The 17058-nt window shown below is 38.1% G+C and carries 19 protein-coding genes and 1 other annotated feature; of the genes, 17 read left to right on the forward strand and 2 right to left on the reverse strand.

Annotation, left to right across the window (positions count from 1 at the left end):
- Positions 1-201: 201 nt before the first annotated feature.
- Positions 202-1065, reverse strand: coding sequence for an ATP-grasp domain-containing protein (locus M3210_RS17955; protein WP_251517275.1), 864 nt, complete (start codon positions 1063-1065; stop codon positions 202-204).
- Between the two features lie 15 nt (positions 1066-1080).
- Positions 1081-1965 carry an ATP-grasp domain-containing protein gene (locus M3210_RS17960; protein ID WP_251517278.1) on the reverse strand — a complete coding sequence of 295 codons (885 nt, stop codon included), beginning with the start codon at positions 1963-1965 and terminating at the stop codon, positions 1081-1083.
- Positions 1966-2105: 140 nt separating this feature from the next.
- Here M3210_RS17960 and M3210_RS17965 point away from each other — a divergent pair, with 140 nt between their 5' ends.
- The 17 genes from M3210_RS17965 to M3210_RS20530 all read left to right on the forward strand — a co-directional run bounded on the left by M3210_RS17965 (position 2106) and on the right by M3210_RS20530 (position 16827).
- Complete coding sequence (locus tag M3210_RS17965) at positions 2106-3341, forward strand: bifunctional folylpolyglutamate synthase/dihydrofolate synthase (RefSeq protein WP_251517288.1); 1236 nt, start codon at positions 2106-2108, stop codon at positions 3339-3341.
- Between the two features lie 103 nt (positions 3342-3444).
- A complete protein-coding gene (locus M3210_RS17970) occupies positions 3445-4257 on the forward strand; it encodes an SPOR domain-containing protein (RefSeq protein ID WP_251517290.1) in 813 nt (270 codons plus the stop codon).
- Between the two features lie 166 nt (positions 4258-4423).
- On the forward strand, positions 4424-5104 hold the full coding sequence (gene radC / locus M3210_RS17975; protein WP_251517291.1) for a RadC family protein: 681 nt from the start codon (positions 4424-4426) through the stop codon (positions 5102-5104).
- Between the two features lie 458 nt (positions 5105-5562).
- A complete protein-coding gene (locus tag M3210_RS17980; protein WP_251517292.1) occupies positions 5563-6600 on the forward strand; it encodes a rod shape-determining protein in 1038 nt (345 codons plus the stop codon).
- A 12-nt stretch (positions 6601-6612) separates the two neighbouring features.
- Entirely contained in the window at positions 6613-7518 is a 906-nt protein-coding gene (gene mreC, locus M3210_RS17985) for a rod shape-determining protein MreC (RefSeq protein WP_251517293.1), read from the forward strand.
- Complete coding sequence (gene mreD, locus M3210_RS17990) at positions 7515-8048, forward strand: rod shape-determining protein MreD (protein WP_251517295.1); 534 nt, start codon at positions 7515-7517, stop codon at positions 8046-8048. Before mreC ends, mreD begins: the two co-directional genes overlap by 4 nt.
- A 41-nt stretch (positions 8049-8089) precedes the next feature.
- Positions 8090-8779 carry a septum site-determining protein MinC gene (gene minC, locus M3210_RS17995; RefSeq protein WP_251517296.1) on the forward strand — a complete coding sequence of 230 codons (690 nt, stop codon included), beginning with the start codon at positions 8090-8092 and terminating at the stop codon, positions 8777-8779.
- Positions 8772-9572 (forward strand): septum site-determining protein MinD, encoded by an 801-nt coding sequence (minD, locus tag M3210_RS18000; RefSeq protein ID WP_251517297.1) that lies wholly within the window; start codon positions 8772-8774, stop codon positions 9570-9572. Before minC ends, minD begins: the two co-directional genes overlap by 8 nt.
- A gap of 265 nt (positions 9573-9837) precedes the next feature.
- Positions 9838-10599: a M23 family metallopeptidase gene (locus M3210_RS18005; protein WP_251517298.1), complete on the forward strand. Its 762-nt coding sequence runs from the start codon at positions 9838-9840 to the stop codon at positions 10597-10599.
- Positions 10589-11437 carry a M50 family metallopeptidase gene (locus M3210_RS18010; protein WP_251517299.1) on the forward strand — a complete coding sequence of 283 codons (849 nt, stop codon included), beginning with the start codon at positions 10589-10591 and terminating at the stop codon, positions 11435-11437. The genes M3210_RS18005 and M3210_RS18010 overlap by 11 nt, the downstream gene beginning before the upstream one ends.
- 81 nt (positions 11438-11518) lie before the next feature.
- Positions 11519-11593: a sequence feature (ribosomal protein L21 leader region), on the forward strand.
- 12 nt (positions 11594-11605) lie between these two features.
- Complete coding sequence (gene rplU, locus M3210_RS18015; protein ID WP_251517300.1) at positions 11606-11914, forward strand: 50S ribosomal protein L21; 309 nt, start codon at positions 11606-11608, stop codon at positions 11912-11914.
- Positions 11915-11926: 12 nt separating this feature from the next.
- Entirely contained in the window at positions 11927-12259 is a 333-nt protein-coding gene (locus M3210_RS18020) for a ribosomal-processing cysteine protease Prp (protein ID WP_251517301.1), read from the forward strand.
- A 13-nt stretch (positions 12260-12272) separates the two neighbouring features.
- Complete coding sequence (rpmA, locus tag M3210_RS18025; protein ID WP_251517302.1) at positions 12273-12563, forward strand: 50S ribosomal protein L27; 291 nt, start codon at positions 12273-12275, stop codon at positions 12561-12563.
- A 121-nt stretch (positions 12564-12684) separates the two neighbouring features.
- The gene (locus tag M3210_RS18030) at positions 12685-13200 is read left to right on the forward strand and encodes a Spo0B domain-containing protein (protein WP_251517303.1); all 516 of its coding nucleotides are present in this window, start codon (positions 12685-12687) and stop codon (positions 13198-13200) included.
- A gap of 12 nt (positions 13201-13212) precedes the next feature.
- Complete coding sequence (gene obgE, locus M3210_RS18035) at positions 13213-14493, forward strand: GTPase ObgE (RefSeq protein WP_251517304.1); 1281 nt, start codon at positions 13213-13215, stop codon at positions 14491-14493.
- A gap of 21 nt (positions 14494-14514) precedes the next feature.
- Complete coding sequence (pheA, locus tag M3210_RS18040; RefSeq protein WP_251517305.1) at positions 14515-15366, forward strand: prephenate dehydratase; 852 nt, start codon at positions 14515-14517, stop codon at positions 15364-15366.
- Between the two features lie 192 nt (positions 15367-15558).
- Positions 15559-16827, forward strand: a complete 1269-nt coding sequence (locus M3210_RS20530) for a LysM peptidoglycan-binding domain-containing protein (RefSeq protein ID WP_285853890.1) — start codon at positions 15559-15561, stop codon at positions 16825-16827.
- Positions 16828-17058 lie beyond the last annotated feature (231 nt).

Here is a 17058-nt window from a genome sequence, read left to right on the forward strand (position 1 = left end):
TTTTGAAAGTATTATATCTACGTGTGAAAGAACTTGAAAACAAATGGGATGGTGGCCGTATTCAAAACTGGGCCATGGTGATGAACCAGCTTCTTCTTCATGATGAACTGAAAGATAGGGTGTTAAAGTACCTTGAGTAAATGGGGACTTACACACTTTATTTGACAAGCCCTAATAATTTGAAAAACAGAATCCCTATTGTTAGGGGTTCTGTTTTTTCCATTTCTCCAAAATATGTTCCGTATACTTTTCCAACAAGTTTATATCTGTAAGCTTACTTAACATCCGTGAACCAACGATATCTTCTATTTCATTAAATAACAAATCGCCACTCTTTCCGATTAAGAAATCAATACCGACTAAATCAAAGTCAAAATGATGATAAATACGCTCAATCAGTTCACGTTCGCGGTCATTGAGCGTATAAAGGGAGATATTTCCTCCCAACGTATAATTTGCTCGATAATCATTTTTACTTTCTCTTAAAACTGCAGCTATTATTTTTTTACCTAGTACGTAAACGCGCAGATCTTTACCGATTTGTACGTCGGTTGTCTGGATAATGATCTCTTGTGAAAAATTACTTCTCTTATCTATCCAATCAACCTCATCAGTAATGAAAAATACTTCTTTACCGCCCTTTCCTTGGACGTTTTTGACAACGAAAGGGAAGGGTAATGGAGGGAGCTTAGGTAATGTTTCCAACGTATAAAAATATGTATCCATCATTGGGATAGCCAGTTTTTGGACTTCGTGATGTGTAAGACCTTTATGATTGCAAATTCTTGCAACAGTCGCAGAGTTAAAGACACAGATTCCCATATCTTCAAGGTGCGAGCTTAATAAGGGATCGATTGTGCGTACGACTGCAATATCGGGAGCAGCGACCTCTTTTCCATTTAGAAGCAGTACTTTCTGGTTATTCCTTATTCCGATTGCTAAATTTTCTCGGATAATTAGCTTCATATCTATGGATTTTTTATTAGCTTCTTCAATAAACCAAGATATATAGGAGTGATTTATATTTGAACCTTCTTTATTGTAAATTAACCATGCTTGTAACATTTAATCACCTGGATTCTAAGCACTTAGTTGTTTCATTATAAATGACATAATAAAATCAGCAGCATTGATCTTTGTGCAATCAAGTAGGTAGCGGATATGTGCGTTGGAATTGACTTCACATATGAGAGGACCGTCTTTACCAAATAAAAGGTCCACACCAGCAAAGTTTGCCCCAATAGCTTTGGTGGCTTCAATTGCAATCTTTTTCTCTTCTTGCGTCGCTTCATAAGGCTGCATTGTTCCACCAGCAGTTATATTTGCTCGGAAATCGTCAAGGGATTTCCGCTGCATTCCAGCAACGACTTCATTGCCAACCACTTGTAGTCGGATGTCCACCCCATAACTGGTTGATATAAATTCTTGGAAAACAAATGGTTTGTTTCCAATTGTTTGGATTATCTCCACCAATTCCTCTCTTGTATGGACAAGATAGACTTGTTCTCCAAAGGAACCAAAAGCTTCTTTGATGACTAGTGGTAGACCCAATTCTTTGATTGTTTGGTCGATCAAAAAGTCCGGAAAACTTCCTTCTATGAAAATTTTCGGCGCAATGATTGTCTTCGGAATAGGTAGTTTCTTTCGAGCAAGTTCTTGATAAGTGGCGATTTTATCATCACTTGTAGCAATGGCATGCGCTGAATTGAATACAGGTATATTTAAGTACTCCAGTTGTCTCGCAAGATAAATGTCTTTATCCGTAAAAACAACATAATCAGGCTTTTTATCTATAGACAGTAAATCTAATGTCGATGTAGATAGCACACTCATTAGTTCGTTGTTTTTAAATAGATGTGCGTTACTTTGAAGTTTATTAGCTGCAGCTTGCAGCATTTCAGCATAATCTAGAAATTTATTTCCTGGTAAATTACCGTTATAGATGATCCAACCTGTTGTCTTCAATTGTTCCTGTCCTTTCTGCTATAATTGTTCACATATCCGTAATCTCACAAATTTTTTCAAGCAATAATATACGGATCATTACACCATGATAAAATGACGAAAGCGGTGTTTCTATGTTTTCTACACTACAGGAGGTAGAATTGTTTTTCAAGCAGCGGCAACGATTAGGGATGAAGCCAGGTCTGGAAAGGATTCATGGATTGTTGAATAAACTTGGAAATCCTGAAGAAAAAATGACAGCGATCCATCTTGCAGGAACAAATGGTAAAGGATCAACGCTTCATTTTATAAAAGCTGCTTTAATGGCTAATCATTATCAGGTTGGAGTTTTTACTTCACCAAGCTTCCATGGTTTACGTGGCCATATTTTATTAGACGACAAGATGATTCCAGAATCTGAACTTATCTCCATATTAAATAAAGTATATCCTTATGTTTCAGAGATGGATAAGGTCGGAAATGGGCCTACAGAATTTGAAGTTCTCACTGCAGTTGCTTTCAGCTATTTTGCGGAAAATGGGGAAATTATTCTCGTGGAGACGGGAATGGGTGGACGCTTCGACACAACGAACAGTTTTCATCCGATATTGTCGATTATTACAAATATTGCACTTGATCATACAGACTACTTGGGGGCCACGAGAGAAGAAATCGCTTATCACAAAGCTGGGATTATTAAACAACATTCCCCTGTGATTTTGGGCAAAATAGAAAATGGTCCTTTATCAGTCATTGTCGAAGAGGCTCGGAATAATCAAGCTCCGATTTATCGGCTTGGAGAAGATTTTTATTTTGAGAAAAATGGAGGAAAAATAATCTGGAAAAGCGGGGATGGGAAGCATTCTGTTAATTTAATGATGAAAGGGGTTCATCAATATAGCAATGTTTCCCTCGCGCTACAAACTTTAAAATTATTAGAGGAATTGGATTATAATCTTGATTGGCTACAAGCGATAGATGCAATGGAAAAGACAGAGCTTCCAGGCCGTTTCGAGTGTGTACATAGAAAACCCACCGTTGTTGTAGACGCGGCACATAATCCTGATGGTATAAAAGCTTTTCTCCATACCGTCCAAAAACATTATCCTGATGCCGAAAAACATGTGATTGTAGCGATGTTTCAAGATAAAGCAACAGAAGAGATGCTGCATTTGTTAAATGGTTATTTTGACTATATAACTCTTACTTCATTTGACCACCCTCGTGCCTGGAATCCGTTTCAAATTGAGGTTGAACATTTTTCGAATGTTAAAAAAATCAATACAGACTATATAGATGTTTTTGATCACATTATTGCAGACGAAAAAATTTATTTTATTACAGGTTCGCTACATTTCATAACAGAAGCTCGTCGCTATTTTCTGGAGAACGTGTAATTTTATGTAGAGGATTTTTAATATTGATATGACAAATTTCTTCTAGTTTTTCATTCTCTATATGCTAGAGTGAAACAAAGGAATTCTAGCAGGGAGTGAAATCATGTCAGACAATAAAGGAAAACCAAAAGGGGAAGAAAATTTAGCTCATAAAGATAAGACCACCCACAAGCATTCCTATCTCGTTGTTGAAGATGGGAACACGGTGAAAAGTGAGCGGCAAGTAGATTCTATACCGGTTTATTATCAGCCGAAACCTCTGAAAAAGAAAAAAAATAACTGGCTAACTCCGATATTAATTACCATTGCTTCTGCTGGCGTAATTGGTACTGTACTTGGGATGTTATTACTTCAGTTATTCGTCGGAATGGAAAGTGAGCAGGCACAAGAAGTGTCGGACCCGAATCCAGTTAATTCTGCAGCCACTCCACCAGTAGAGGTGGGATCAAAAGAACAATTACCAAATTTATCTGCCTATGTTCTTCAAGCCGGGGTGTTCCAAGAACAAGGAAATGCGGATGAATGGAAGTCGCTGTATGAAGGTAATGGAGAACCTGCTTTTATTTGGGAGCGGGATGGACAATACTTCCTTTTTATTGGAGTTTTTGCTACAGAAGAAGGAGCCAGAAAAAAAGTAAAAGAGTTACAGGAGGATGGAAACGATGTGTTTTTTAAGTCATGGGAGACAACAAATGTGGAAATTGATCTCTCTGCTGAGGCTCTCCAATGGTTGGAACAATTTCAAGATACATGGGTCAATGCTGTAGATGCTAAGGACCAAAACGAATTATTAGCCTTGTCAGATAATGCCCCCTCTGTGAGCTCAATAGAAAATGTTGTACAAATATTGAAAGAAGATAATGATAATATTGATGTACTTCTACTTGAATTAATGTATGCGTACGAGAATTTATAATGTGGAGAAAAGTAAATAACTCAATATAAAGACCACTCGATTAGTAATGGATTGTCGAGTGGTTTTTAAATTATTGCAAACCATATTAAACAGAGAATAGGGAAATAGCGATTTGTATTTTTATCATGAAGCTCGTAAAGTGGGAGCCAGAAAGGAGGATAACAAAATGAAAATAATGATCAAGGACGTACCGAAGGAGGATAGACCAAGGGAACGTGCAATACGTCTCGGTACAAATCATCTCAGCAATCAGGAGATATTGGCAATATTACTTGGCAGTGGCTCGAAGGCAGAATCTGTTATGACTCTTGCTAATAGGGTTCTTATGCATTTTGAAGGCTTAAAGTTGCTGCAGGATGCCACAATAGAGGAATTAACAGCGATTAAAGGCATCGGCCGTGCCAAAGGCGTTCAAATTTTAGCGGCAATAGAACTTGGAAAAAGAATGAGTCAATATAAACCAGATGAATATTATGTCATTCGTTCACCGGATGACGGAGCTAATTATGTCATGGAAGAAATGCGGGTACTAAAACAAGAACACTTTGTTGTTTTATTTCTTGATACGAAGAACCGGGTAATTCATCGACAGACTATCTTTGTAGGTAGTTTGAATGCCTCTATCGTACATCCTCGAGAAGTGTTCCGTGAAGCTGTTAAACGTTCGGCTGCTTCAATTATTGTGGCACATAATCATCCCTCCGGTGACCCCTCACCCTCCCAAGAGGATATTCATGTTACGAAAAGATTGGTAGACTCCGGTAAGATAATGGGAATTGAAGTTTTAGACCATATTATTATTGGCAATCGTAAATTTGTATCTTTGAAGGAAAAAGGATATTTATAATACTATCTATTTTATCGTTTTTTTCGTATAATATTATAAGGATTGCATACTAGGCTAAATTTGTCCGTTTACTGTTGCATTAAACAAGGGGAATCTTCTTTGTTTATGGGAGTAGTATATAGGATATTAATTCTTGCTTCTGCTCAACAATCATCCAGTGGAGGGATCTATACGTCCACTGGATGAATTGGGTTTACCAAGCGCCATTTTTCTATCAAGAAATGAAAGTGGCGCTTATTATCTTTGAGTCCCAAGCAATCCTTTATGCACAGAAACTATTTATCCTTTGGGTTTGTAATCCTCGTTAAATAGAAGGAGAATTACAAGAGAGGGTAGATCTATCTGGCAGGCGTCTGTCAGTAGTGATACATCGCATTGTAATGATTGTTTGCAACAGGTTTAAGAAATAGATATAGTTAAATACATATGAGAAATTGTGAACGGAGAGGGAGATTCGCTTGGCAAAGTTTAGTTTATCGCAGGATTTAGGTATCGACTTAGGTACTGCCAATACATTGGTATTTCTTAAAGGGAAAGGTATCGTCGTAAGAGAGCCATCTGTAGTGGCGAAAAATATAGAAACGGGTAACATTGAAGCTGTAGGAAGTCATGCTCGCAATATGATCGGCCGTACACCTGGAAACATCTCTGTGATCCGTCCAATGAAAGACGGGGTAATTGCTGATTATGACACAACAGCATCTATGATGAATTATTATATAAAAAAAGCAATGCGTAGACGTTCCATCTTTGCAAAAAAACCAAATGTCATGATTTGTGTTCCATCGGGAATAACGATGGTTGAAGAACGTGCAGTTATTGATGCGACAAAACAAGCAGGAGCACGAGAGGCTTTTGCAATTTCTGAGCCGTTTGCGGCAGCCATTGGTGCCGGCCTTCCGGTATGGGAGCCTACTGGTAGCATGATTGTCGACATTGGTGGAGGTACAACCGAAGTAGCAGTGATATCCCTTGGAGGGGTTGTAACGAGTCGTTCTATCAGGGTTGCTGGTGATGATATGGATGAAGCGATTATAAATTATATTAGAAAAGAATATAGCTTGTTGATCGGTGAGCGGTCAGCAGAATCTATTAAATTAGATATTGGAACAGCAGGAGAAGTGACTGAAGACAGTGAATTAGATATAAGAGGACGAGATTTATTGACTGGATTACCAAAAACCATTACAGTCACGTCGAAAGAGATTTCCACAGCATTGAATGAAACTGTTGAATCGATTGTTGAAGCAGTGAAGAGTACCTTGGAAAAAACTCCTCCTGAACTTGCTGCAGATATCATGGATAGAGGAATCATCCTTACTGGTGGAGGAGCTTTGTTAAAGAATATTGATAAAGTAATTAGTGATGAAACGAAAATACCAGTTTTTATCGCTGATGAACCTTTGGATTGTGTGGCAATTGGTACAGGGAAATCGATTGATTATATTCAACATTTCCGTAACGCCAACGTATCCACGTCATCTTCAAAAAATTAAGTAGGTGTTTTCATGCGTTTTTTTCGAAATAAACGATTATTTATCTTTTTAATTGGCTTTATCCTGCTCGTCATGTTAGTAGGTTATACTTATAGGGAGCGTTTAAATATAACGTTCGCAGAAGAATTGATTAATGATACTGTGGGCTGGATACAATCTGCTGTACATATTCCAGTGAACTTTACAGTTGATGTTGTATCAAATATACAAGAATTTAAAGACACATATGAAGAAAATCAAATTCTTAAAGAGCAACTCAGTCAATATAGAAGTCTTGTTTATGAAGTTCAAGAAGTAAGAAAAGAAAATGAGGAATTACGTGACGTCCTTAACTTATTAGAGTCTGATTCAATACGTAGTCATGAAGCAATCCAAGCTATTGTTATTGCTCGTTCCCCAGAACGTTGGTTGGAACAAGTGACTATTAACAAAGGAAAAAAACATGGCGTGCAGGCAAACATGCTAGTAATGACTGCGGATGGAATGATTGGTAAAATTCAATCTGCAAGTAATTACACATCCAGAGTTAAGCTTGTGACTGGTTTTGATCAATTCAATCGAATATCTGCCATGGTATCTCGTGAAGATGCCCGAAATATTTTTGGTATGATAGAAGGATTCGATGAAGAAACAAATTCATTGCTTTTCCGTATCATTGAAGAATCTGAGAAAGATTTGGAGGAAGGTGACTTAGTGTTATCTTCTGGTATGGGAGGAGTATTTCCAGCGGGAGTACCAATAGGCACAGTTAAGGAAGTGACATCAGATCAATATGGGTTGACTCAAATTGCTTTAGTTGAACCATCTGCAGATCTGTATGACATTAATAATGTCATCATACTCGATCGTTCAGTTGAACAAGTTGAAGACCTTGGTGATGTTGTAGATGATGAAACAGAGGGGGACAATGAGGAATGAAAAAGGCTTACATACCTCTCATCCTACTTGTCCTCGTAATTTTAGAAGGTCTAGCAATTAATCTATTACCTAAAGAGATTGTTTTAAGCGATTATCTCATTATCGCTCACTGGGTCCTGGCTTTTCTTGTGTATATTACAGTTTATTACGATGAAGACGATACATATTATTCCGTTATCTATGCCTTTATCTTTGGGTTATTCATCGATGTCATCTATACAGGAATCCTTGGAGTTTACATGTTCTCTTATGGTTTTGTGGTATATGTAATGAATCGTCTCAGGAACTTACTGTACCGAAACTTTTATGTTTTATTATTACTTGGTGTGATCGCTTTCGTTATGGCAGACTTCTTAATTTACATTATGTACTCAGTGGTAGGGATTACGGATATGGTTTGGCAGGATTACTTGTTGAGAAGATTATTACCAACCTTAGCCGCGAATCTATTATTTTTACTTTTTCTATTTCCAATATTTAAGAAAAGACTTATACGCTGGAGTGAAGAGCAATTAGAGCAAGGAAATTAATTGAACGAGACAATGTGGGCTCTCTGGGAGAGGTGATTAACTTGACGCAAGAGAAAAAACCATTAATTACAATAAAGGGAAATAGAGAAGGTATTACATTGATAATTGATGATGAGGTACCTTTTCAAGAAGCCCTATCTGAGTTAAAAGATAAATTAATATCCACACAACAAAATAATAACGGTCAAGCTGTCTCTGTAAACGTGCAATCTGGTAATCGTTATCTTGATCGCGAAAAAAGAGAAAAATTACGTGATTTGATTGAAGAAGATAATTTTTTTAAAGTTGAAGGAATTGAAACCAATGTCATGCACCGTGAAGAAGCATTACGATTGCGCGAGGAAAGTGAAATTAAAATAAATAACCGGATTGTCCGTTCCGGTCAAATCCTGAAAGTAAAGGGACATCTATTGCTTATTGGTGATGTAAATCCTGGCGGTAAGGTTATGGCGACCGGCAACATTTATATTTTAGGAAAATTATATGGAATTGCTCATGCAGGATACCAAGGAGATAGAAACACATTCATCGCAGCATCCTATTTGAAGCCGACACAGCTGAGGATCGCTGATTATATTAGCCGTGCACCAGATTATGAATCGGACGGGGTTTATATGGAATGCGGAATTATTGATGAAAAAGAAGATAAAATCATCATTGATTCGTTACAGCTTCTTTCACAGAAACGACAGGAAATAAGTGGATTCGAAAGGAGAATGCAAAATGGGTGAAGCTATTGTAATTACATCCGGTAAAGGTGGCGTTGGTAAAACGACGACAACCGCTAATATAGGTACTGCCTTAGCTTTAATGGAGAAAAAAGTATGTTTAATCGATACAGATATCGGACTTAGAAATCTGGATGTTATTATGGGATTGGAAAATCGGATCATTTATGATATCGTCGATGTCGTGGAAGGACGTTGTCGTTTGAATCAAGCTTTAATCCGTGATAAACGTTTTGATTCACTTGCATTATTACCAGCAGCGCAAACGAGTGACAAGTCTGCTGTTACGGTGGAAGGTATGAAGAATATTGTGACGGAATTAAAACAGGAATATGACTACATTATTATCGATTGTCCTGCAGGTATAGAGCAAGGTTTTCAAAATGCAATTGCAGGGGCGGATCGCGCCATCGTAGTTACAAATCCTGAAAAATCCAGCGTCCGTGATGCAGATCGAATTATCGGTCTATTGGAACAAGAAGACATGACCGAAACGCCACGTCTCATAATTAATCGAATCCGTACCAATATGATGAAAAATGGAGATATGATGGATGTTGATGAAATAGTTCAATTGTTATCCATCGATCTCATTGGAATTGTCGTGGATGATGAAGAGGTTATTAAAGGTTCAAATACTGGTGAGCCCGTCGTATTGAATCCTAACTCAAAAGCTTCCATTGCTTATCGTAATATTGCGAGAAGAATATTAGGTGAAAATGTTCCTTTACAGTCACTTGAAGATGAAAAAGGTGTCTTAGAGAGAGTTAAAAGATTCTTTGGTATTCGTTCTTAGGATTTATTTTACTTAATATAATACTAATCTATGAAAACCGATACTATTATCCGTATCGGTTTTTTATTTTTTCTTATGAAATTGCTTATATTCGCGATATCTAATCTTTTATCGAGGCTGCTCACGGGACGCCTGCTGAAAGCGAGAGGTATTTGGACTGCGGACTAAAGTGGAGCTGCCACATATCCAATTGAAAAATATCCATTCATAAGCTCGGACTGGCTTTCATATATTTGTATGGAATATAGGAAAGACGGTGAGAGTGATGAGTAGGGATATTAAGCGGGTTAGAAAGGCAATTGAACAAAGAAAAAAGGATAGGAATTATCCGCAACCTGGTATAAAGCAGGATAGTGGAATCTTTGACAGCATGGAAGAAAAACATGGATATCCACCAGAAATCAACAGCTATGTCTTTAAAGAAAAAGCGAACAAAGAACTCTCCACTGCACTAATGATGAAAGCGATTCTGGCAGGAATTTTATTTTTTTCTGTGGCTTTGTTAATGAACACGAACCATGCTGCATTTTCCAAACCTCAAGAAATTGCTAGCCAATTATTGCAAAATGAATTTCCTTTTGCAAAAGTAAATGTATGGTATCAAGAAATTTTTGGCAGCCCATTGGCATTTTCACCTCAGATCAACCACCGGGCAAACGAAGTTGAAGAAGCTGTCATTCCAGTTAATGGTGACATTATTGAGACTTTCCAAGTCAATGGCAAAGGAGTAAAAATTTCACCTGGAAAAGAAGTCGATGTTGTATCTCATCATGAAGGAGTAGTGGTCTTTGCAGGGAAATACCCAGATACCGGTAAGACGATTGTCGTTCAGCATGCGGACGGGACCAATTCAAGTTATGGGAATTTAACAGATTTCGACGTACACCTATATCAGTACGTAACTGCTAACCAACGAATAGGAAAGTTTAATCCGACCGAGGATAATGAAGCGGTTTATTTTTCATTGGAAAAAAATAATACTTTTCTCGACCCTCTACAAGTAATTGAGGTTGATGATGGTACGTAACATATTGCCTCCAATCCATGTGCACCCGATACTCATTTTATTTATTGCTATTTCTATAATTACAGGTACGTTTATCGAAATGCTGATCATATTTATTATTGTCTTTATTCATGAAATGGGCCATTATTTAATGGCTCGATTCTTTGGTTGGCGAATAAGAAGAATTATGCTTTGGGTTTTCGGTGGCGTAATGGAGACGGAGGAACATGGGAATCGGTCGATTAAGGAAGAAGTATTAGTTACACTAGCAGGTCCGCTGCAACATTTCTTTATATTTGCTTTACTTCATCTACTTCTACAATTTGGATTTATTCCAGATGTTATTTTCCAGACGGCAATATGGTATAATACCATCATCTTATTATTTAATTTATTACCTATTTGGCCTTTAGATGGAGGGAAAATCCTCTTCCAATTGTTTTCATTTCTAATGCCTTTTAAAAAAGCATTAGATATGATTTTTTTATTATCTCTCGTACTCTGCCTTTCTTTTGCTATCGGCCACTTGTTTTTCTTTCCTTTTACTTTAACATTTGCATTGCTTATGCTCTTTCTTTTTCTTGAAAATCGGATGGAATGGAAACGACGCTTCTATATATTTATGAGGTTTTTAATGGCCCGATATAGGGGAAATCATACAGTGCAGAAGATGGAACCTTTATATTTGTCTGGGCATCAGACATTGATGGAGGTATTCAGCCATTTTAAAAGAGATAAGAAACATACGATCATTTTGAATGATAAAAGCAATGAAACGAAACGAATTGATGAAGCGGATTGCTTACACGCATACTTTCACGAAAAGCGGTACGCGAATCAAATTAATGAACTGTTTTAAAAGATTGGTAGAAAACTTGTACAACCCCTTGACACATTACTTTAATATATGATATTATCAATTCGTTATTCAAACGTAGCACCAGTGCTACAACCGCTCAGACCAGGTTTGTAAATAAACTTTTATAGTACCTGCATGGCGAGTCTTAGTGATCAGGAGGTGCAAGTCATGTACGCAATTATCGAAACAGGTGGTAAACAAGTTAGAGTGGAAGAAGGTCAAGAAATTTACGTAGAAAAAATTTCTGCAGAGCCGAATGAAACTGTAACGTTTGAAAAAGTACTATTTGTTGGTGGCGATGATGTTAAAGTCGGAGCTCCATATGTTGACGGTGTAACTGTTACGGCTAAAGTCGAAAAACAAGGACGTCAAAAGAAAATTAGAGTATTCAAATTCAAACGCAGAAAGAATTACCATCGTACACAAGGTCATAGACAACCTTATACGAAATTAGTAATTGAAAAAATCAATGCTTAAAGGTCGATTATCTTGATCCAAGTTACTGTAAAACGTAAAAGTGAATGGTTGTATTCCATTGAAATGTCTGGACATGCAGACAGTGGGCCGTATGGCTTTGATTTAGTTTGCGCTGCTGTTTCGGGTGTTTCGATTGGAGCAGTCAACGCAGTTTTGGAATTGACGGAAATTGATTTACAGATTGAGCAAGGAGGAGAAGGGGGATACTTAAAAGTCACCCTTCCTCCATTGCTTTCTAATAGCGACGATTTGGAAAAGGCAAACCTATTACTTGAAGGAATGCTTGTTTCCTTGAAATCCATTGAAATGGAATATGGTGAATTTCTTAAAATCAAGGAAAGTTAAGGAGGTGCACGAAATGCTACGTATTGATTTACAGTTCTTTGCTCAGAAAAAAGGTGCGGGTAGTACTCGTAATGGACGTGATTCTGAATCGAAACGTCTAGGTGCAAAACGTGCAGATGGACAATTTGTAACTGGCGGTTCCATTCTTTATCGTCAACGCGGTACAAAAATCTATCCAGGTGACAACGTAGGTATTGGTTCAGATGATACACTATACGCAAAAGTAGATGGTGTTGTTAGATTTGAACGCTATGGCCGTGACCGTAAGAAAGTCAGCGTTTATCCTGTTGCTCAAGAAGCATAATCGATATGCTAATATGACTCCAGCCAAATAAAGGCTGGAGTTTTTTATTGTAATTGAAAGATAAATTGGTGAACTATCGACAAGTTTCTGCTATACTTTCTATATTAATAGGGGGTTGACGATGGAAGCTAAAGAGGTTGTAAACTTGATTCAATTGTATCGGCATGATTTACTTAACCATCTACAAATTATTCATGGTTATGTTAAAATGGGGAAATTGGAAAAAGTAGAAGCTAATATGAGTAAACTCTTCGATTATATTGATAATGAACGGGACCTTTTTAAACTTGATATTCCACATGTTGTTCTGTGGTTTTTTGAATTCAGGAAGAGATACGAACAATTCCAACTTTCATATGAGGTTGATGTCAATAAATTAAGTTTGAATGCTGCGGATATGCATATAAAGGATAAACTTGAACAAATTATGCAGGATGTTAAGAATATATCCAGCGAAGAAGAGTTATATACCGTTCAAATAACCCTAACGGAAGAAGAACATGATTGTATAGTTGAAGTTTCGATTAATATTGGTGAAAGTGAAATTCAAACGAGAGAATTTATTTCTTTAGAAGGAATAAAAGTTGTACAACAACCAAAAAATCGAGTTTACAGTTTTCAAGTGCGTACAAGTTGAGAGGTGAGAAGAATGTTCGTTGATCAGGTAAGTGTTTATGTAAAAGCAGGAGATGGCGGTAATGGTCTTGTTGCATTCCGTAGAGAAAAATATGTACCTATGGGAGGACCAGCAGGTGGAGACGGTGGTAATGGATCTGATATCATTTTTGAAGTTGATGAAGGTTTAAATACACTGATGGACTTCCGCTATAAACGGCATTTTAAAGGGAAGCGCGGAGAAAATGGTATGAGTAAATCCATGCATGGGAAGAATTCAGAACCACTTATCCTCAAAGTTCCACCAGGAACAGTCGTTATCGATGAAGATACGGAGGAAGTGATTGCTGATTTGACGGAACATCAGCAACAGGCAGTCATCGTTAAAGGCGGTAGAGGTGGAAGAGGTAATATCCGCTTTGCCACTCCGAGAAATCCTGCACCTGAAATTGCTGAAAATGGCGAACCAGGAGAAGAGAGGAACATCAGAATTGAATTGAAAGTCATTGCGGATGTAGGGTTAGTAGGTTTTCCAAGTGTAGGTAAATCAACCTTATTATCTGTTGTCAGTGCGGCTAAACCCAAGATAGCAGACTATCATTTCACTACACTTGCACCAAATTTAGGTGTGGTCGATACTGGTGACGATCGCAGCTTCGTGATGGCTGATTTACCAGGTCTGATTGAAGGAGCAAGTGAGGGAGTTGGCCTTGGGCATCAATTCCTGCGTCATATCGAGCGCACCCGATTAATTGTTCATGTCATCGATATGGCTGCAATTGATGGACGTGATCCTTATGAGGATTACATGACGATCAATGAAGAGCTAAAAACATATAATGAGAGGTTGGTTACTCTCCCGCAAATTATTGTGGCAAATAAAATGGAAATGCCGGAAGCCCAAGAAAATCTTCCGCACTTTAAAGATAAACTAGGTGAAGATATCGACGTTTTTGAAATATCTGCAATAACTAGACAAGGGTTGAAAGAGCTTATCTTTGCAATCGCAGATAAATTGGACTCCATTCCAAGAATCAAACCAAATATAGAGGAAAAAGAAGAAACGGTAGTATATCGCCATCATAAAAAAGAAGATGATTTCCGTATTACCCGTAATCCGGATGGTTCATTTGTTCTTCATGGTGAAAAGCTTGAGAAGTTGTTTAAGATGACGGATTTCACTCGAGAAGAGTCACAACAAAGATTTGCTAGACAGCTGCGGGGAATGGGAGTCGATGAAGCACTGCGAAAACGTGGAGCTAAAGACGGCGATACAATTCACTTACTAGATTTAGAATTTGAATTTATTGAATAGAGACAGGTTGGGGGGAACATCTTGACAAAGATTGGATATTTGGGACCAAAAGGAACATTTACTAAATTAGCGGTAGATACTACATTTAATAATGAAGAAAAAATAAGCTACAAAACCATTCCTGAATGCATCGATGCAGTAGCTGCTGACAAGATCGACATAGCGGTAGTGCCTATTGAAAATGCAATTGAAGGTACGGTACAGCTGACAGTTGATTATTTGATCCATGAAGTCACGTTACCAGTTGTTGCGGAAATAGTTGTACCAATTCAACAGCACTTATTAGTGAGACGGGACTTCTCAGGTGAATTGGCAGATATTAAAGAGGTTCATTCGCATAGTCATGCGATAGCTCAATGTCATCGTTATATTCATAAGAATATGACTGGAGCAAAACTACAATATACGACTTCAACAGGTCGAGCTGCAGAGATAGTCGCTGCCAGTAAGGAATCAATTGCCGCGATTGGAAACAGTCTAGCAGCCGAAGAGTATGGACTTCATATCTTACAGCGCAATATACATGATTATGCTAATAATCACACAAGGTTTATTGTACTTACTAAGAATAGAGAACTGGTAAACATTAAGCACTCTGTTCAACTTGATAAAACAACCTTGAAAATTACACTGCCAAGCGATCAGCCTGGAGCACTTCATCAAATCCTTTCCGCATTTGCTTGGCGAAAGATGAACTTGTCTAAAATTGAATCCCGCCCAACAAAGACAGGCTTAGGGAACTATTTCTTTATCATTGATGTAAATCAAGCTTATGACGATGCGTTATTCCCGGGAGTAAAAGGGGAACTTGAAGCATTAGGTTGTGAAGTTGATGTTTTAGGGACTTATCCTGTATATCATATGGATATTTAAACAAACACTGCTATTCATGAGGGATAGCAGTGTTTTTTTAATGGATCCGATACTCATGTTTCTCCAAAAGCATCCTATCCTATAGAAGCATTTTAGATTTATTTGTCCATTGAGGTTAACTTTTGCAATTAGGTTGCATATGTTGATATAGAGTAATTAGCCCAGATTGTTTTCTAGAAAGGAAGGATCTTTTTGAAAATACACATTGTTCAAAAAGGAGATACGTTATGGGAAATCGCCAAGAAATATGGTGTGGATTTTGAAGAATTAATAGAGCTGAATTCACATTTGGCAAGCCCGGATATGATAATGCCTGGTATGAAAATAAGAATACCTACTCATACGCAGAAAGTAAAGCAAGGAGACAAAGCTCAAGTATCAAAAAAGACGCAGCCTAAGCAAGCACCTGCCCCGAAGAAAGAGATCCAGCAACCAAAAAAAGAAATAGTAGAACTTCCTAAAATGCCTACAGCTCCTTCACAACAGAGCAAAATGCTGCCTAAAATGGATAATAAGTATAAAGAGTATCCAGCTTTAACCCTACCAGAATTAAAACCAGCACCCAAGAAGAAGGAGACTGTCCAACCAAAAACAAAAGTCCAACCTAAAGAGCAACCAAAACAACAACCAAAAGCACCACAAGAATCGATGCCACCAGTTCAACAACCAGCATTTACACCTCCACCTATGGAATATCCTTGTTATCCACCAGTGATGCCGATGTTCACGTTTCCTTGTCCATGTCATATGCCAATGCCGTGTGAACCTAAACCGTGCGGATGTGGAGGCGGTCACGCACATGCTTACCCATACTTTGCAGCTGGAATGCATCAACCGATGTATCAACCATTCCCAGCCCAAATGTTTCCGGGTATGATGGCCCAACCAATGTATAACCAAGCAGATATGAATCCATACATCCAAAATCAAATGTTTGGCGATATGTCACAAGCTGCCCAAATGCAAGGGGCTGTTCAGGGCTCCCAGGATTCAGGAGATATGAATATGACCGCACAAGATTCCCAGCAAACAGACCAAATGCAAATGCTCGCAGAAGGGTTTCAGCAATTCAGTCAGATGCAAATGCCAACACAAGGATCGCAGCAATTCAGCCAGATGCAAATGCCGGAACAAGGATCACAGCAATTCAGCCAGATGCAAATGCCAACACAAGGATCACAGCAAACAGGCCAAATGCAAATGGCACCACAAGCATTCCAACCATTTATGAATACGCAAATGTCGCAGCCAGAATTCCAACAGTCTCAACAAATGCCAATAACACCACATACTTTCATGCAACCAACAGAAAATGGTAATCCATTTGGAGACACATCCTTACAAATGTTTCCCGAACCACCTGCAGGTATGAGGACAAATGAGCAGAAACTTTATCCTACGCCAAAGTTGCCTACAGACGAGGAAAGTAATAACCAAGAGACAGAAAATGATCAGGAATAGATAAAACTCCCGAGACGTTAAACGTCTCTTTTTTTTGGGAATAGTAAAAATAAGGCTGGTTAGAGTAAAATGTTTGTGGGAGAACATATACCCTGTCTTTGGTGTTGAAGTCGCAAGACTTCAACACCAAAGACAGGGCAAGCAAGCGAAGCGCGGTAGTATAAAGGGCGTTTTACGTGAAAAAGAGGACCCAATTTTATATAGTTAGAGTCTACCAAAACAACAACTATA

This window comes from Oceanobacillus luteolus (assembly GCF_023715655.1).
Taxonomy (GTDB): Bacteria; Bacillota; Bacilli; order Bacillales; family Amphibacillaceae; genus Oceanobacillus; species Oceanobacillus luteolus.

Excerpts from the sequence above, each read along its gene's own strand:
- M3210_RS17955 (WP_251517275.1), bottom strand. The coding sequence starts at position 1,065 with ATGTTACAAGCATGGTTAATTTACAATAAAGAAGGTTCAAATATAAAT.
- M3210_RS17970 (WP_251517290.1), top strand. The coding sequence starts at position 3,445 with ATGTCAGACAATAAAGGAAAACCAAAAGGGGAAGAAAATTTAGCTCAT.
- radC (WP_251517291.1), top strand. The coding sequence starts at position 4,424 with ATGAAAATAATGATCAAGGACGTACCGAAGGAGGATAGACCAAGGGAA.
- mreC (WP_251517293.1), top strand. The coding sequence starts at position 6,613 with ATGCGTTTTTTTCGAAATAAACGATTATTTATCTTTTTAATTGGCTTT.
- mreD (WP_251517295.1), top strand. The coding sequence starts at position 7,515 with ATGAAAAAGGCTTACATACCTCTCATCCTACTTGTCCTCGTAATTTTA.
- minD (WP_251517297.1), top strand. The coding sequence starts at position 8,772 with ATGGGTGAAGCTATTGTAATTACATCCGGTAAAGGTGGCGTTGGTAAA.
- M3210_RS18005 (WP_251517298.1), top strand. The coding sequence starts at position 9,838 with ATGAGTAGGGATATTAAGCGGGTTAGAAAGGCAATTGAACAAAGAAAA.
- M3210_RS18010 (WP_251517299.1), top strand. The coding sequence starts at position 10,589 with ATGGTACGTAACATATTGCCTCCAATCCATGTGCACCCGATACTCATT.
- rplU (WP_251517300.1), top strand. The coding sequence starts at position 11,606 with ATGTACGCAATTATCGAAACAGGTGGTAAACAAGTTAGAGTGGAAGAA.
- rpmA (WP_251517302.1), top strand. The coding sequence starts at position 12,273 with ATGCTACGTATTGATTTACAGTTCTTTGCTCAGAAAAAAGGTGCGGGT.
- M3210_RS18030 (WP_251517303.1), top strand. The coding sequence starts at position 12,685 with ATGGAAGCTAAAGAGGTTGTAAACTTGATTCAATTGTATCGGCATGAT.
- obgE (WP_251517304.1), top strand. The coding sequence starts at position 13,213 with ATGTTCGTTGATCAGGTAAGTGTTTATGTAAAAGCAGGAGATGGCGGT.